The sequence below is a fragment of the Streptomyces sp. NBC_00358 genome, assembly GCF_036099295.1.
Lineage (GTDB): Bacteria > Actinomycetota > Actinomycetes > Streptomycetales > Streptomycetaceae > Streptomyces.
On record NZ_CP107976.1, the window covers coordinates 3,786,320 to 3,800,740 of the forward strand.

The 14,421-nt window shown below is 71.4% G+C and carries 14 protein-coding genes and 1 pseudogene; 8 read left to right on the forward strand and 7 right to left on the reverse strand.

All coding sequences use genetic code 11. The features are described from left to right. Nucleotides 1–126: 126 nt before the first annotated feature. The 5 genes from afsQ1 (at nucleotide 127) to OHT01_RS15780 (ending at nucleotide 4,014) form a co-directional block, all read left to right on the forward strand. Nucleotides 127–804, forward strand: a complete 678-nt coding sequence (gene afsQ1 / locus OHT01_RS15760) for a two-component system response regulator AfsQ1 (RefSeq protein WP_037625670.1) — start codon at nucleotides 127–129, stop codon at nucleotides 802–804. After that, nucleotides 801–2,384: a HAMP domain-containing sensor histidine kinase gene (locus OHT01_RS15765; protein ID WP_328553796.1), complete on the forward strand. Its 1,584-nt coding sequence runs from the start codon at nucleotides 801–803 to the stop codon at nucleotides 2,382–2,384. Before afsQ1 ends, OHT01_RS15765 begins: the two co-directional genes overlap by 4 nt. Next, nucleotides 2,381–3,079, forward strand: coding sequence for a hypothetical protein (locus OHT01_RS15770; RefSeq protein WP_328553797.1), 699 nt, complete (start codon nucleotides 2,381–2,383; stop codon nucleotides 3,077–3,079). Before OHT01_RS15765 ends, OHT01_RS15770 begins: the two co-directional genes overlap by 4 nt. A 65-nt stretch (nucleotides 3,080–3,144) precedes the next feature. Further along, nucleotides 3,145–3,696, forward strand: a complete 552-nt coding sequence (locus tag OHT01_RS15775; protein ID WP_328553798.1) for a VanZ family protein — start codon at nucleotides 3,145–3,147, stop codon at nucleotides 3,694–3,696. Between the two features lie 114 nt (nucleotides 3,697–3,810). Next, the gene (locus tag OHT01_RS15780; protein WP_328553799.1) at nucleotides 3,811–4,014 is read left to right on the forward strand and encodes a PspC domain-containing protein; all 204 of its coding nucleotides are present in this window, start codon (nucleotides 3,811–3,813) and stop codon (nucleotides 4,012–4,014) included. Between the two features lie 287 nt (nucleotides 4,015–4,301). On the opposite strand, the gene OHT01_RS15785 is transcribed toward OHT01_RS15780, so the two are convergent. Continuing rightward, nucleotides 4,302–4,655 (reverse strand): ATP-binding protein, encoded by a 354-nt coding sequence (locus OHT01_RS15785; protein WP_328553800.1) that lies wholly within the window; start codon nucleotides 4,653–4,655, stop codon nucleotides 4,302–4,304. A 143-nt stretch (nucleotides 4,656–4,798) separates the two neighbouring features. After that, nucleotides 4,799–5,953, reverse strand: a complete 1,155-nt coding sequence (locus tag OHT01_RS15790) for an adenosine deaminase (protein ID WP_328553801.1) — start codon at nucleotides 5,951–5,953, stop codon at nucleotides 4,799–4,801. A 113-nt stretch (nucleotides 5,954–6,066) separates the two neighbouring features. Between OHT01_RS15790 and OHT01_RS15795 the strand changes: the two genes are divergently transcribed. Beyond that, nucleotides 6,067–6,828, forward strand: a complete 762-nt coding sequence (locus tag OHT01_RS15795) for an alpha/beta hydrolase (RefSeq protein WP_328553802.1) — start codon at nucleotides 6,067–6,069, stop codon at nucleotides 6,826–6,828. A 434-nt stretch (nucleotides 6,829–7,262) separates the two neighbouring features. Here OHT01_RS15795 and OHT01_RS15800 read toward each other — a convergent pair whose 3' ends face one another. Further along, nucleotides 7,263–8,225: a LysR family transcriptional regulator gene (locus OHT01_RS15800; protein WP_328553803.1), complete on the reverse strand. Its 963-nt coding sequence runs from the start codon at nucleotides 8,223–8,225 to the stop codon at nucleotides 7,263–7,265. 62 nt (nucleotides 8,226–8,287) lie between these two features. On the opposite strand from OHT01_RS15800, the gene OHT01_RS15805 reads away from it, so the two are divergent. Both OHT01_RS15805 and OHT01_RS15810 read left to right on the forward strand, forming a co-directional pair. Then, nucleotides 8,288–9,601: an MFS transporter gene (locus OHT01_RS15805; protein ID WP_328553804.1), complete on the forward strand. Its 1,314-nt coding sequence runs from the start codon at nucleotides 8,288–8,290 to the stop codon at nucleotides 9,599–9,601. Between the two features lie 139 nt (nucleotides 9,602–9,740). After that, complete coding sequence (locus OHT01_RS15810) at nucleotides 9,741–10,817, forward strand: sigma-70 family RNA polymerase sigma factor (RefSeq protein ID WP_328553805.1); 1,077 nt, start codon at nucleotides 9,741–9,743, stop codon at nucleotides 10,815–10,817. Nucleotides 10,818–10,856: 39 nt separating this feature from the next. Here OHT01_RS15810 and OHT01_RS15815 read toward each other — a convergent pair. The 4 genes and pseudogenes from OHT01_RS15815 to OHT01_RS15830 form a co-directional block, all read right to left on the reverse strand. Next, nucleotides 10,857–11,096, reverse strand: a pseudogene (locus OHT01_RS15815) (STAS domain-containing protein); the annotation flags it as partial. A gap of 306 nt (nucleotides 11,097–11,402) precedes the next feature. Further along, nucleotides 11,403–12,686 (reverse strand): thymidine phosphorylase, encoded by a 1,284-nt coding sequence (locus OHT01_RS15820; protein WP_328553806.1) that lies wholly within the window; start codon nucleotides 12,684–12,686, stop codon nucleotides 11,403–11,405. Nucleotides 12,687–12,753: 67 nt separating this feature from the next. Beyond that, the gene (locus OHT01_RS15825) at nucleotides 12,754–13,167 is read right to left on the reverse strand and encodes a cytidine deaminase (protein ID WP_328553807.1); all 414 of its coding nucleotides are present in this window, start codon (nucleotides 13,165–13,167) and stop codon (nucleotides 12,754–12,756) included. Beyond that, nucleotides 13,164–14,366 carry an ABC transporter permease gene (locus tag OHT01_RS15830; protein ID WP_405918448.1) on the reverse strand — a complete coding sequence of 401 codons (1,203 nt, stop codon included), beginning with the start codon at nucleotides 14,364–14,366 and terminating at the stop codon, nucleotides 13,164–13,166. The genes OHT01_RS15825 and OHT01_RS15830 overlap by 4 nt, the downstream gene beginning before the upstream one ends. Nucleotides 14,367–14,421: the final 55 nt, after the last annotated feature.

Sequence of the window (14,421 nt, forward strand, 5' to 3'; positions counted from 1 at the left end):
TACGACTACGCAGATGACCACTTGAGCCGTCATCACGGCCCGCGGAGGCCTTCGTTGCGTGCGGGAGACGAGTGGGAGCGCTCCAACGGTCGATACCCGAGCATGACATGGGCCAGAATGACGTCCGTGCCTTCCCTGTTGCTGATCGAGGACGACGACGCCATCCGTACGGCCCTGGAGCTCTCTTTGACGCGCCAGGGACACCGTGTGGCCACCGCTGCCACCGGCGAGGACGGTCTGAAGCTGCTGCGCGAGCAGCGGCCGGACCTGATCGTGCTGGATGTGATGCTGCCCGGCATCGACGGATTCGAGGTGTGCCGGCGCATCCGGCGCACCGACCAGCTGCCGATCATCCTGCTGACCGCGCGCAGCGACGACATCGACGTCGTGGTCGGACTGGAGTCCGGCGCCGACGACTATGTCGTCAAGCCCGTGCAGGGCCGGGTGCTCGACGCCCGGATCCGTGCCGTGCTGCGCCGCGGCGAGCGGGAGGCCAACGACTCGGCGTCGTTCGGCTCTCTGGTCATCGACCGTGCCGCGATGACGGTCACGAAGAACGGCGAGGATCTGCAACTGACGCCCACCGAGCTGCGGTTGCTCCTGGAGCTGAGCCGTCGGCCCGGACAGGCGCTGTCCCGCCAGCAGTTGCTGCGGCTGGTGTGGGAGCACGACTACCTGGGCGACTCCCGCCTGGTCGACGCCTGTGTGCAGCGGCTGCGCGCCAAGGTGGAGGACGTGCCGTCCTCGCCCACCCTGATCCGTACCGTGCGCGGCGTCGGCTATCGGCTGGACAACCCTCAGTGACCAAACCGCAGGACAAGCTCCGCGGCTGGGCCGCGGCGCGCAAGGCACTGCTGTCCGGTCTCCGCTTCACCAGTCTGCGGCTGCGCCTGGTCGTGGTGTTCGGGCTCGTCGCGCTCACCGCCGCCGTGTCCGCCTCGGGCATCGCGTACTGGCTCAACCGCGAGGCCGTGCTGACGCGCACCCAGGACGCGGTGCTGCGCGACTTCCAGCAGGAGATGCGCAACCACGCGAGCATGCTGCCGGTGCATCCCGCGCAGGACGAACTCCAGCGCACGGCCGGGCAGATGGCGAACAGCAGTCAGCGGTTCAGCGTGCTGCTGACCGCCGAGGACGCGAACGGCCGGACGATCACCGGCAATTCGGAGCTGGACACCTTCACCCTGGAGGACGTACCCGAGTCCCTCCGGAAGGCGGTGAACAAGCAGCAGCCGCTGTCCTCGAACAACAAGTCCGCGTACCACCTGTACTGGCAGCGGATCACCGACCACGACAAGCCGTATCTGGTGGGCGGCGCGCGGGTCATCGACGGCAGCACGACCGGGTACATGCTCAAGTCCCTGGAGCCGGAGGCCAAGGACCTCAACTCCCTTGCCTGGTCGCTGGGGATCGCGACGGGGCTCGCGCTGATCGGTTCGGCGCTGCTCGCCCAGGCCGCCGCGACCACGGTCCTCAAGCCGGTCCACCGGCTGGGCATCGCGGCCCGCCGGCTCGGCGAGGGCAAGCTGGACACCCGGCTGCGGGTCTCCGGGACGGACGAACTCGCCGATCTGTCACGGACGTTCAACCGGACGGCGGAGGCCCTGGAGAAACGGGTCGCGGACATGAGCGCGCGCGACGAGGCGTCGCGGCGCTTCGTCGCCGACATGTCCCACGAACTCCGGACGCCGCTGACCGCGATCACCGCCGTCACCGAGATCCTCGAAGAGGAGCTGGACGCGGAGACCGGAAGCGTCGACCCGATGATCGAGCCGGCCGTACGGCTGGTCGTCAGTGAGACCCGGCGCCTGGGCGATCTCGTCGAGAACCTGATGGAGGTGACCCGCTTCGACGCGGGTACCGCCCGGCTCATCCTCGACGACGTGGACATCGCCGACCAGATCACCGCGTGCATCGACGCGCGCGCCTGGCTGGACGCGGTCGACCTCGACGCCGAGCGCGGCAGGACGGCCCGGCTCGACCCGCGCCGGCTCGACGTGATCCTCGCGAACCTGATCGGCAACGCGCTCAAGCACGGCGGCTCGCCGGTGCGGGTGTCGGTGCGGCTGGAGGGCGAGGAACTGGTCATCGAGGTGCAGGACCACGGTCCGGGCATCCCCGAGGACGTCCTGCCGCACGTCTTCGACCGCTTCTACAAGGCCAGCGCCTCCCGCCCGCGTTCGGAGGGCAGCGGCCTCGGCCTGTCCATCGCCCTGGAGAACGCGCACATCCACGGTGGCGAGATCATCGCGGCGAACGCGCCCGGGGGCGGGGCGGTCTTCACCCTGCGCCTGCCCCAGGGCGCGTCGGAACTGCTCGCCGACGACCCGCGGGGCCCCGACGGCTCCGGCCACGGGAAAGGCACGGAAGGCACCGCCGGATGACCAGCCCACGCACCACCGGCCCCCGGGCCACGCCCTCCTCCCAGGCCGCCGGCTCCCCACGTACCGCCCGCCCGTTCCGCCGTCGGCGGGCGGGGAGGGTTCGGCGCTGGCTGGCCGTCCCGCTGCTCGCCGCGCTGCTCACGGGGTGCGGTATCCGGTCCACGCAGGTGCCGACCGACTTCGGTCCGGCGCCCTCCCGGGTGCCCTGCGCGCTGTCCGGCCCGGACATCTCCACGCAGTCCGCGCACGGGGTGCCGGTCCAGGTCTTCCTGCTCTGCTCGGAGCAGTTGGTGACCGTGGACCGGTCGGTGCGCATCCCGGACGGTACGGCGGAGGCGGCGCGCCGGGTCCTGGTGGCCCAGGCCCTGCTGGACGAACTGGCGGTGGCACCCTCGACGCCGGAGGAGCAGGCCGGGTACACGACGGACGTACGCGGCGGCATGACCGTCAGCGGGCCCCACGACGCGGACCCCGAGGACACCCTCCGGCTGAGCACCTCACCGGAGGACCTCACCTCGACGGCCCTCGCCCAGATCGTCTGCACCTTCTCGGACTCGGCCGCGGCACGGGACGACGGCAGTGTCGTCCTGGGCGGTCCCGCTCCCGCCCCGCTGCGCAGCTACGAGTGCACGCCCGAGGTGCGCGCCGCCCCGGGCGACGAGTCCCCGACCTCCATGGCGGTCGAGGGCTCGTGACACGGCGGGGGCGCGAAAACCCCCGCCACGGAACCGATCGTGCCGGACCCCGCGTCTTGGGGGGCGTGCAGCGTCTTGGTTCAGACGGCGGCAGCGCCGTCACCCGCGTCCGTGTGGCAGGAGGTGTCCTCCTCGTCGCACACCTGGCGCTCGTCGCCTGGATCACGCTGCGCCCGCTGGACGTCCCCTGGGTGAGCGCCGCCAATCTGCGGCCCTTCGCGGGTATCAGAGCCGACCTCGCCCTGGGTCCCGAGGTGGCGGTCCGCCGTCTCGCCGCGGGTCTCGGCCTGCTCGCCCCGCTGGGCGTCCTGCTCCCGATGGCGGGAGGCAGGCTCGCCCCCTCCTCCCTCGGCTCCCTCCTGCGCACGACCACCGCCGGCACGCTGCTGTCGCTGGGCATAGAGCTGCTCCAGACCGGTGTCCCGGGCCAGGTCGTGGACATCGACTCGATCATGCTGAACACCATCGGGGTGGCCCTCGCGCACCTCGCGGTCGTGCCCGCCGCCAGGGCCCGGTTCCGTCGCCGGGCGGATTCGAGGCGCAGCGCGGCCGTACTCCGGGAGGAGCCCGCTCAGGGTCGGACCCCGACGATTCCCAGGGTCGGGATCGCTCCGTAGAGCGAGGCTTCGCCCGCTTCGTCCCCGTAGCGTTGAAGATATCGGTGAAGGCACCGATGAGGACGACGAAACCGGCTTCGCCGGCACTCGACGACGGTTCGCGAAGGAGCCACCATGACCGCCCTTGCCCGCCCCACGAACGGCCGCATGCTCGGCGGAGTCTGTGCTGCGCTGGCACGGCGCTTCGGCACCTCCGCCACCACGATGCGCGTGATCTTCGTGCTGTCCTGCCTGCTTCCGGGCCCGCAGTTCCTGCTCTACATAGCGCTGTGGATCCTCTTCCCCTCCGAGGACAAGGCCTCCCGCGCCGCCTGGTGATCCGGGCACAGGACCGGCGGACACACGGCGAACGCCGGTGGGGCGCACCCTTCTCGGGCGCGCCCCACCGGCGTTCGTACAGCCGGCATTCGTACAGCCGGTCTCGTACGACCGGTCTCCGTACGGCGGGTCCTCGTACGGCGGTTCCTCGCGCTACCGGTCCTCGTGCGGCCGGTCCTCGTGCGGCCGGGAAGGCCCCGGGCTCGGACAGGCCGGGGGACCTCCGTCCGGCGAAGAGCGGAGACGGGGCGAAACGGGGGCGGAAACGGGGAGCGGAGGGGCGGGCGTCAGCCCAGCGGGATCCCGTTCACGGGCAGACCGTGGGTGGGCAGCCCCTGCAGCGGCATCCCCCCGAGCAGTCCGGCCATGGGCACGGCCTGCCTGTCGGCGAGGAGGCGCCCGGCGGCGGGCTTCGCGGCGGACACGCCCGTGCCGAGGGCGCTCTGGCCCTGGGCGAGCGCATGACCGGCACCGGGCAGCGCCGCGGCGACGTTCTCCGCGGGCAGCGTCCTGGTGACGGTGTCCAGCGCCGAGGAGGCGTCCGGCACGGCCGGGGCGGCGTTCGCGGCGCCCGCGCCGACAGCGGCGAAAGCGGCGCCTAGAGCGGCGACACCGAGGGTCTTGGCAGCAGACTGCTTCATCGTGTGTGCGTCCTTGGGATGGGTGAAGCGGGGATGTGAGCGGTCCAAAACCGTAAACACGTGAACCCGCCCTCCGCAAACAACGAAAAGCGGCCGAGTCATGGAGAAGAAGTGAAGACCCGGCCGATTTCCACCCGCTTCAATCAGGCTTGATCCGCTACAGAACCGCTGGTCGAAGCGGTCTGCTGGAACAGCCATTCGGACTTCAGTTCTGCATATCCGGGCTTGATGACGTCATTGATCATGGCCAGTCGTTCATCGAAAGGAATGAATGCTGACTTCATAGCATTGACCGAGAACCACTGCATGTCGTCGAGTGAATAACCGAACGCCTCGACAAGGTGCTCGAATTCCTGACTCATACTCGTGCCCGACATGAGGCGGTTGTCGGTATTCACCGTGGCACGGAAATGCAGCCGCCGGAGCAGCCCGATGGGGTGCGCCGCGTACGAGTCGGCGGCGCCGGTCTGGAGATTGGAGCTCGGGCACAGCTCCAGCGGGATGCGCTTGTCGCGGACGTACGACGCGAGCCGCCCGAGCCGCACCGAGCCGTCCTCCAGCACCTCGATGTCGTCGATGATGCGGACGCCGTGCCCGAGCCGGTCGGCGCCGCACCACTGGAGCGCCTGCCAGATGGACGGCAGACCGAACGCCTCGCCGGCGTGGATCGTGAAGTGGTTGTTCTCGCGCTTGAGGTACTCGAAGGCGTCGAGGTGCCGGGTGGGCGGGAAACCGGCCTCGGCGCCCGCGATGTCGAAGCCGACGACACCCGAGTCGCGGTAGCGGTTGGCGAGTTCCGCGATCTCCAGGGCGCGGGCCGCGTGCCGCATCGCGGTCAGCAGGGCGCCGACCCGGATGCGGTGGCCGTTCTCCCGGGCCCGCCGTTCCCCTTCCCGGAAGCCCTCGTTGACCGCCTCGACAACCTCTTCGAGGCTGAGCCCGCCCTCCAGGTGCTGCTCGGGCGCGTACCGCACCTCGGCGTAGACGATCCCGTCCTCGGCGAGGTCCTCGGCGCACTCGGCGGCGACCCGCACCAGGGCCTCGCGGGTCTGCATGACGGCGCAGGTGTGGGCGAAGGTCTCCAGGTACCGCTCCAGCGAACCGGAGTCGGCGGCCTCACGGAACCAGATCCCGAGCTTGCCGGGATCGGTCTCGGGGAGGTCGGCGTATCCCGTCTCCCGGGCGAGTTCGACGATCGTGCCGGGGCGCAGTCCCCCGTCGAGGTGATCGTGCAGCAGGACCTTGGGCGCCCGGCGGATCTGCTCCGAGCTCGGGGTGTTCCGAATCTGGCTCGTCATTTTCGCACTCTAGCCCCTACGCGCGTAGATCTCCTGGTGTACGCATCCGCCGATATGTAACGGTGACCGTGCGGACGGGTGGCGTACACCTTTGCTTCTGACACTGTTCTGTCATGGCACAGCAAGCGACGCCGGTTCGCACGGCCCGGCTGGGGAGGGCGCTCGGCCCTGAGCCGACGACGGTCAGCGGAGTTGTTCTGCTGCTGCCGGGCGGTGAGGAGACCTCGGCCCGAAGACCCTCCCCCATGATGGCGACCGCTTCCGTACGTGCGCTGGGGCGCCGGCTGGCCCGCGCGGGACGCGCGGAAGGCCTGGTCACCCACGTGGTGCACTACCGCGTCCGCGGCTGGAACGGCAGCGAGGCCCATCTCGCGGCCGACGCGTCCTGGGCCGCGGACGAGGTCGTCCGCCGCTACGGCGACGTCCCCGTGTGCCTGGTCGGCGTCGACATGGGCGGCCGGGCGGCGCTGCGCGCCGGCGGGCACCCGGCCGTCAACTCCGTGCTGGCGCTGGCACCCTGGCTGCCCGAGGACGACGTGGCCGCGCCACCCGAACCGGTGAAGCACCTGGCCGGCCGGCGCGTGCTGATCGTGCATGGCACCAACGACCAGCGCACCGACCCCGAGTTGTCGTTCCGGTTCGCGGCGCGCGCGAAGAAGGCCAACCGCGGCATCTGCCGCTTCGAGGTCCACTCGGACGGGCACGCGCTGCACCAGCACCGACACGAAGTCCTCGCCCTCGCGGAGGACTTCGTGCTCGGCGTCCTGTTCGGGCACGCCTTCTCCCGCCCGGTCGAGGACGCGTTCGCGGCCCCGCCGCCGCTCGGCCTGCGCATGCCGCTGGCCGCGGGGTTCGGACAGTCGCTGCACCGGTAGGAGGCGGCCGTCCGCGCGTCGGGGCTCGGTGCCGGACAGTCGGGCGACCGCCCGACCGCGGCCCGGTCGCGCGACGCGGTGGATCGGGCGGCCGACGCCGGGCGACTGACCCCCGGGGTCGGGGACCCACAGCCGGGACCCCGGGGCGGGGCCAGGGCCAGGGGCGGGACCGGGGCGAAGCCTGGGGCCGAGGCCCGAGACCGAGGCGAAGCCTGGCCCAAGGCCCGAGACCGAGGCGAAGCCTGGCCCAAGGCCCGAGGCCCGAGACCAAGGCCGGGGCGGAGGCCCGAGACCGGGACCGAGACCGGAGCCAGAGAGCAACGGCCGGGGCCAGGGAACCAGGGCCGGGGCCAGGAAGCCGGGAGCCAGGGCCGGAACCACGGAGCCAGGGCCAGAGAGCCAGGGCCAAATGTCTCGGGGGGTGCCCCGGTTGTTCAGTCGGGGAGTAGGTGGCCTCGGCGGGACAGGAGGAACTTCTTGAAGGCGGCCACCGGCAGGGTGTCCGGGTGGCCGTCGAGCCAGGCGACGCCGATCTCGCGCACGGCGCGCGGGGCGGTGACCGTGAGTTCGACAACTCCCGGGCGGGCGACGGCCGGTGGCGGGAGCAGCGCCACCCCGAGTCCCGCGGCGACCAGGCCCCGGAGCGTCTCCGCCTCCTCCCCCTCGAAGGCGATGCGCGGCCGGAACCCGGCCTCCTGGCACAGGTCGTCAGTGATGCGGCGCATCCCGTAGCCGGGTTCCAGGGTCACGAAGGTCTCGTCGGCCGCCTCGGCCAGGCGGACGCGCTTGCGGCCGGCGAGCGGATGGTCGGCGGGCACGACCAGCCGGAGCTTCTGCTCGTCGAGCCTGCGCCCCACCAGATCGGGCGCGTCCGGCACCGGCGAGGTGAGGCACAGGTCCAGTTCGCCCGAACGCAGCCGCTCCAGCATCGCCTCCCCGTAGTTCTGCACGAGGCTGAAGCGGACCCGCGGATGGTCGGCGCGGAAGGCGCGGATCAGCCCTGGCACCGTCTCCGAGCCCATCGTGTGCAGGAAGCCGAAGGCGACCTTGCCGGTGGCCGGGTCGGCGTCCGCGCGCACCTCGTCGGCGGCGCGCTCGATCTCGGCGAGGGCCCGCTCGACGGAGGACAGGAAGGTGCGGCCCGCGGGAGTCAGCGACACCGTCCGGCCGTGCCGCGCGAACAGGTCGACGCCCAGATCCTGTTCGAGCCGGACCATGGCCCTGGACAGCGTCGACTGGGGTACCTGCATCTCCTGGGCGGCCCGGGTGACGTGCTCGGTGCGGGCGACGCCGGCGAAGTACGCGAGGCGTGGGGCGAGCAGTCTCGCAAGATGGGCGCTGTCTTCTGTGTCACTGAACGGTGACAGGTGAGCTTCTGACCTCTGCTGATGCACCATGGGAACGATTATGGCGATTCCATGCATTGGACGGATGAACAACGGGTCCTTAGGTTCGGGACATGCCTTCCGCCAGTACCGGGGCGTCCACCACCGTGGGCGCCGCCGCTTCCGCTCCTGCCGCCGACTCCGTCACCGCCGCTGTCCCCACCGCCCTCGACGACTCCCGTCTGGCGCCCGGCGGGCCGGGCTACCGCCGGATGAGCTTCGCGCTCTTCCTCGCGGGCGTCGCCACCTTCGCGCTCCTCTACTCCACCCAGGCCCTGCTCCCGCTGGTCTCCGCGGACTACGGGGTGAGCGCGGGCGAGGCGAGCTGGACGGTGTCGGCCGCGACCGGCGGGCTGGCGCTGTTCGTCCTGCCGATGAGCGCGCTGTCGGAGCGTTTCGGACGGCGTACGTTGATGACGGCGTCCCTGGCGGTGGCGGTCACCGTCGGTCTCCTGGTCCCCTTCGCACCGTCGATCGGCGCGCTGGTGGCGCTGCGGGCCGTGCAGGGCGCGGCGCTCGCCGGGCTTCCGGCCTCGGCGACGGCGTATCTGGCGGAGGAGGTCCGCCCCAAGGCGCTGATCACCGCGATCGGCCTGTTCGTCGCGGGCAACAGCGTCGGCGGGATGAGCGGCCGGGTCATCACCGGGTGGGTCGCGCAGGAGTGGGGCTGGCGGGTGGCCGTCGGCACCATCGGGCTGATCGCCGTGGTCTGCGCGGTGGCCTTCCGGCTGCTGCTCCCGGCGCCGCGGCACTTCGCGCGGGGTTCGCTGCGGCCACGGGTGCTGGCCCGCACCGTGCGCGACCATCTGGCGAACCCACTGCTGTGCCGGCTGTACGCGATCGGCGCGCTGTTCATGATGGTGTTCGGCGGGGTCTACACGGTCATCGGCTACCGCCTCGGCGAGGCGCCGTTCTCGCTCCCGCAGGGGATCGTCGGCTCGGTCTTCCTGGTCTATCTCGTCGGTACGGTGTCGGCGTCGACGGCGGGGCGTCTGGCCGGGCGCCTGGGCCGCCGCGGCTCCCTCTACCTGGCGGGCGGCACCACGACCGCCGGTCTGCTCCTGACCCTCGGGGACTCGATCGCACTGGTCCTGACCGGTCTGGTCCTGATCACCGCGGGCTTCTTCGCGGGCCACGCGGTGGCGTCGTCGTCGGTGAGCCACACCGCCAGGAAGGGGCGGGCGCAGGCCTCGGCCCTCTACCAGTCCGCGTACTACATCGGCTCCAGCGCCGGCAGCACGCTCGGCGCGGTCGCCTTCCACGCCGGGGGCTGGGCGGGCACGGTGGCCATGGGGCTGTTCGCGGTGCTGGGAGTCGTCTCCATCACCCTGTTCGGCTCCCACGCGGCCCGCACGGCCTCCCGCCGCGGGCCCGCGCTGGCCCACTGAGGCCCGCGGTCTCTCCGGCACCCCCCTGTGACCTGCGGCTTTCCCAGCTCCGCACGCCATTGTCAGTGGGCTGCGGTAGCTTCCGAAGTGCCGGCGCAATGACGCGCCGAACGGAAACAGCCACAGGGGTGGGTTGGCCATGAGCGAGGGTACGGCGACTACCGCGGACCTGGACGTCCGGCTGGAGAAGCACCGGGTCGAGCTGACCGGGTACTGCTACCGGATGCTCGGCTCGTCCTTCGAGGCCGAGGACGCGGTGCAGGACACGATGGTCCGGGCCTGGCGCAGTTACGACAAGTTCGAGGGCCGGTCCTCGATGCGGTCCTGGCTGTACCGGATCGCGACGAACGTCTGCCTGGACATGCTCAACGCGGGCAACCGAAGGGCTCGTCCCATGGATCTCTCGGCTCCCTCGCCGCTCGCACAGGCGGCGCTCACCCCGCGCCCGGACAACACCTGGCTGGAGCCGGTGCCGGACGCCCGCGTGCTGCCCTCGGCCGGTGATCCGGCGGAGGCGGCGGTCGCCAAGGAGTCGGTGCGCCTCGCCTTCATGGCGGCCCTCCAGCAACTGCCGCCCAAGCAGCGCGCGGTCCTCATCCTGCGCGAGGTCCTCGCGTGGAAGGCGAGCGAGGTGGCCGAACTGCTCGGCACCACGGTCGCGTCGGTCAACAGCGCGCTCCAGCGGGCCCGCGCCACCCTCGCCGAGAACGAGGGGGCGGGCGCGGACGCCGCCACCTCCGACCCGCTCGACGAGGAGCAGCAGAAGCTCCTGGAGCGCTATGTGGCGGCCTTCGAGGGGTACGACATGACGGCTCTGACGGCGCTCCTGCACGAGGACGCGATCATGACGATGCCGCCGTTCGACCTGTGGCTGCGTGGCACGGAGGACATCACCGGCTTCATGACGACACTGGGCGCGGCCTGCGCCGGTTCGCTCCTGATCCCGGTCGAGGTCAACGGCCTGCCGGGCTTCGCCCAGTACAAGCCGGACGAGGACGGCGGCGGCTACTCGCCCTGGGCGGTGCAGGCGCTGGAGATCTCAAAGGGCCGCATCGCCGGGTTCCACTGCTTCCTGGACACGGCCCGCTGGTTCCCGCTCTTCGGACTGCCCCTGCGCATCGACGGCGCCGAAGAGGCCGAGGCACTCAGAACCCGGGGGGCCGTCGGCGCCGGAGCCGTCGCAGGTCTCGAAGCGGAGGCCGACGAGATCGAGTAGGGCGGTCAGCGCGGGGTCGGGGCCGCGCAGGCGTATCCGGCCGCCCGCGCGGCGGGCCGCCAGTTCCATGCGCGCCAGCGCGTCGACGGCGGTGAGTCCGGGCGGCCCGAGGTTCTCGACGTCGCAGACCACGACCCCGGCGCCGGTCGTGCCGAGAAGCGTCCGGACGGCCTCGCAGAGCCCGGGCACCTCGCCCGGGGCAACGAGTCCTGGCAGCACGAGTACGGCCGGTTTCGCGGAGTCCACGGTCAGTAGACCGGCCAGGGACACCGAACTCATCGCGGTCGACGCAGTGGATCACCCACGGCGACGCGAAGCGTCATCGCGGACGGCTCGGAGGATCGACCCCGGCGACGCGGCGGATCGTCGTCGGCGGCACAGCGGATCATGTGGACCCGTGCCCGCTCCTCCCCCTCGGGTTGGACGCACGCCCTACGAATCCGCGATGGGTGACGGCGCCCTTCAGGTTGACCGCCTCGCCGACCTTGGCGGTGCCGAGGGGGCGGTGGACATCGCCCTTGGAGTGGCCGAACGGGACCGGTGGAGGTCCACCGGTCCCGTTCACCCGAAGGAGGAGACCGCAGGTCAGGCGATACGGTCCAGCACGATCGGGGACGGCTTGAAGTCCGTTCCGGCCGGCGCGATGTCGTACGAGCCCTCGACCCCCTGGAGCGCGTACTCGAAGCGGTCCGGGGTGTCCGTGTGGAGGGTCATGAGGGGCTGGCCCGCGGTCACCGTGTCGCCCGGCTTGGCGTGCAGCTCGACACCCGCGCCGGCCTGCACCGGGTCCTCCTTGCGGGCGCGTCCGGCACCGAGGCGCCAGGCGGCGATCCCGATGTCGTACGCGTCGAGGCGGGTCAGCACCCCGGAGGCCGAGGCGGTCACGACGTGCTGCTCGCGGGCGACGGGCAGCGTGGCGTCCGGGTCGCCGCCCTGCGCGGCGATCATGCGGCGCCACACGTCCATGGCGGAGCCGTCGGCGAGGGCCTTCGCCGGGTCGGCGTCCTTGATCCCGGCCGCGTCGAGCATCTCGCGCGCGAGGGCGATGGTGAGCTCGACGACGTCGGCGGGGCCGCCGCCGGCGAGGACCTCGACGGACTCACGGACCTCCAGGGCGTTGCCCGCGGTCAGGCCGAGCGGGGTCGACATGTCCGTGAGGAGCGCGACGGTCTTCACCCCGTGGTCGGTGCCCAGGCCCACCATCGTGGAGGCCAGCTCGCGGGCGTCCTCGATGGTCTTCATGAAGGCGCCGGTGCCGACCTTCACGTCCAGGACGAGCGAGCCGGTGCCCTCGGCGATCTTCTTGGACATGATCGAGGAGGCGATGAGCGGGATCGCCTCGACCGTGCCGGTGACGTCGCGCAGCGCGTAGAGCTTCTTGTCGGCGGGGGCGAGGCCGTCGCCGGCCGCGCAGATGACCGCGCCCGTGGTGTCGAGGACGTGCAGCATCTCCTCGTTGGACAGCAGCGCGCGCCAGCCCGGGATCGACTCCAGCTTGTCCAGGGTGCCGCCGGTGTGGCCGAGGCCGCGCCCGGAGAGCTGGGGCACCGCCGCGCCGCAGGCGGCGACGAGCGGGGCCAGCGGGAGGGTGATCTTGTCGCCGACCCCGCCCGTGGAGTGCTTGTCGGCGGTCGGGCGGGACAGGGAGGAGAACTCCATGCGCTCGCCCGAGGCGATCATCGCGGCCGTCCAGCGGGCGATCTCACGGCGGTTCATGCCGTTGAGCAGGATCGCCATGTTGAGGGCGGCCATCTGGTAGTCGGCGACCTCGCCGCGGGTGTACGCGTCGATGACCCAGTCGATCTGCTGATCGGTGAGTTCGGCGCGGTCCCGCTTGGTGCGGATGACAGAGACGGCGTCCATGGCCATGGCGTTCCTTCCGAAAAGATGAGCGGCCCCTCCCTGGGATCGGTCGATCAGGAGGGGCCGCGGGGCATTACTTGGTGAGATGTCCGGGGCCGAAGGCCTGCGGCAGCATCTCGGAGAGGGTCACGAGCCCGTCCGGCGTCTCCAGGATCAGATCGCCCCCGCCGAACTCGAACAGGAGCTGCCGGCAGCGTCCGCACGGGACGAGGATCTCGCCCCGCCCGTCGACGCACGTGAAGTGCGTCAGCCGGCCGCCGCCGGTGGTGTGCAGCTCGGAGACCAGACCGCACTCGGCGCACAGGCCGAGGCCGTAGGAGGCGTTCTCGACGTTGCAGCCGGAGATGATCCGGCCGTCGTCGACGCGGGCGGCGGCGCCGACCGGGTACTCCGAGTAGGGGGCGTACGCGCGGGACATCGCCGTACGGGCCACCTCCCGCAGCTCCTCCCAGTCGACGTCCGCGGACGCCGCGCCGGCGGACGTCACTTGCCCTGTCCCTTCCGGTACGGCAGGCCGTCCGCCTTCGGCATGCGCAGGCGCTGCGCCGACAGCGAGAGGACGAGCAGGGTGATGACGTACGGCGTGGCCGAGACGATCTGGCTGGGCACCTCGTTGGTCGTGGCGTACCAGAGGAAGACGAGGACGCCGACGACCAGGGTGATGGCGGCGGACACGTACTTCTTCTTGACCGCGAGCCAGATCGCGCCGATGACGAGCAGGATGGCGCCGAGCAGCAGCAGGGCGTGGACGTTCTCCGAGCCGCCGCGCAGGTTGAGGCTGTCGGTGTAGCCGAACAGGACCGCTCCCAGGGCCAGTCCGCCGGGCATCCAGTTGCCGAAGATCATCGCGGCGAGACCGATGTAGCCGCGGCCGGCGGTCTGGCCCTCCAGGTAGAAGGGGTTGGCGACGATGGAGAGGAAGACACCGCCGAGGCCGGCCAGACCGCCGGAGATGATCACCGCGATGTACTTGTACTTGTAGACGTTCACGCCGAGCGACTCGGCCGCGATCGGGTTCTCACCGCAGGACCGCAGGCGCAGACCGAACGGGGTGCGCCACAGGATCCACCAGGTGGCGGGGATCAGCGCGACGGCGATCAGCGTCAGCCAGGAGACGTCGGTGACCAGGCCGCCGAGCAGACCCGCGACGTCCGAGACGAAGAACCAGCCCTTGGAGTTCAGGGTGGTGAGCCAGTCGGAGAGCCCTGGCACGGTGAACTGGCCGAGCGAGTCGACCGGCGGGGACTGCTTGGCCGAGCCGCCCGGGACGCCCTCGAAGGCGAGCGGGGAGAGATAGCGGGTGACACCGAGCGCCAGGATGTTGATGGCCACACCGGACACGATGTGGTTGACGTTGAAGGTGACCGTCATGATCGCGTGCAGCAGACCGCCGACGGCGCCGCCGATGACGCCGACCAGGAGGCCGGTCCACGGGCCCCACTGGTAGCCGGCCCAGGCACCGAACCATGTGCCGAGGATCATCATGCCTTCGAGGCCGATGTTGACGACGCCGGAGCGCTCGGCCCACAGACCGCCGAGACCGGCCAGGCCGATCGGGACGGCCAGTTCGAGCGCGGTCGACATCTGGCTGACGTTGGTGATGCCGTCGGCGCCCGTGATGATGCGGACGATCGAGGTCAGCGCCAGGGCGCCCGCGATCACCAGCAGGAGGACGGGAAGCGACATCCGGCGGCTGCCGGGAGCCGCGGGCTGAAGCGTGGGCTGGTTGACGTCGGTTGCG

Coding starts and splice junctions, on each gene's coding strand:
- OHT01_RS15770 (WP_328553797.1), top strand. CDS start 2,381: ATGACCAGCCCACGCACCACCGGCCCCCGGGCCACGCCCTCCTCCCAG.
- OHT01_RS15780 (WP_328553799.1), top strand. CDS start 3,811: ATGACCGCCCTTGCCCGCCCCACGAACGGCCGCATGCTCGGCGGAGTC.
- OHT01_RS15785 (WP_328553800.1), bottom strand. CDS start 4,655: ATGAAGCAGTCTGCTGCCAAGACCCTCGGTGTCGCCGCTCTAGGCGCC.
- OHT01_RS15790 (WP_328553801.1), bottom strand. CDS start 5,953: ATGACGAGCCAGATTCGGAACACCCCGAGCTCGGAGCAGATCCGCCGG.
- OHT01_RS15795 (WP_328553802.1), top strand. CDS start 6,067: ATGGCACAGCAAGCGACGCCGGTTCGCACGGCCCGGCTGGGGAGGGCG.
- OHT01_RS15800 (WP_328553803.1), bottom strand. CDS start 8,225: ATGGTGCATCAGCAGAGGTCAGAAGCTCACCTGTCACCGTTCAGTGAC.
- OHT01_RS15805 (WP_328553804.1), top strand. CDS start 8,288: ATGCCTTCCGCCAGTACCGGGGCGTCCACCACCGTGGGCGCCGCCGCT.
- OHT01_RS15810 (WP_328553805.1), top strand. CDS start 9,741: ATGAGCGAGGGTACGGCGACTACCGCGGACCTGGACGTCCGGCTGGAG.
- OHT01_RS15820 (WP_328553806.1), bottom strand. CDS start 12,686: ATGGCCATGGACGCCGTCTCTGTCATCCGCACCAAGCGGGACCGCGCC.
- OHT01_RS15830 (WP_405918448.1), bottom strand. CDS start 14,366: ATGTCGCTTCCCGTCCTCCTGCTGGTGATCGCGGGCGCCCTGGCGCTG.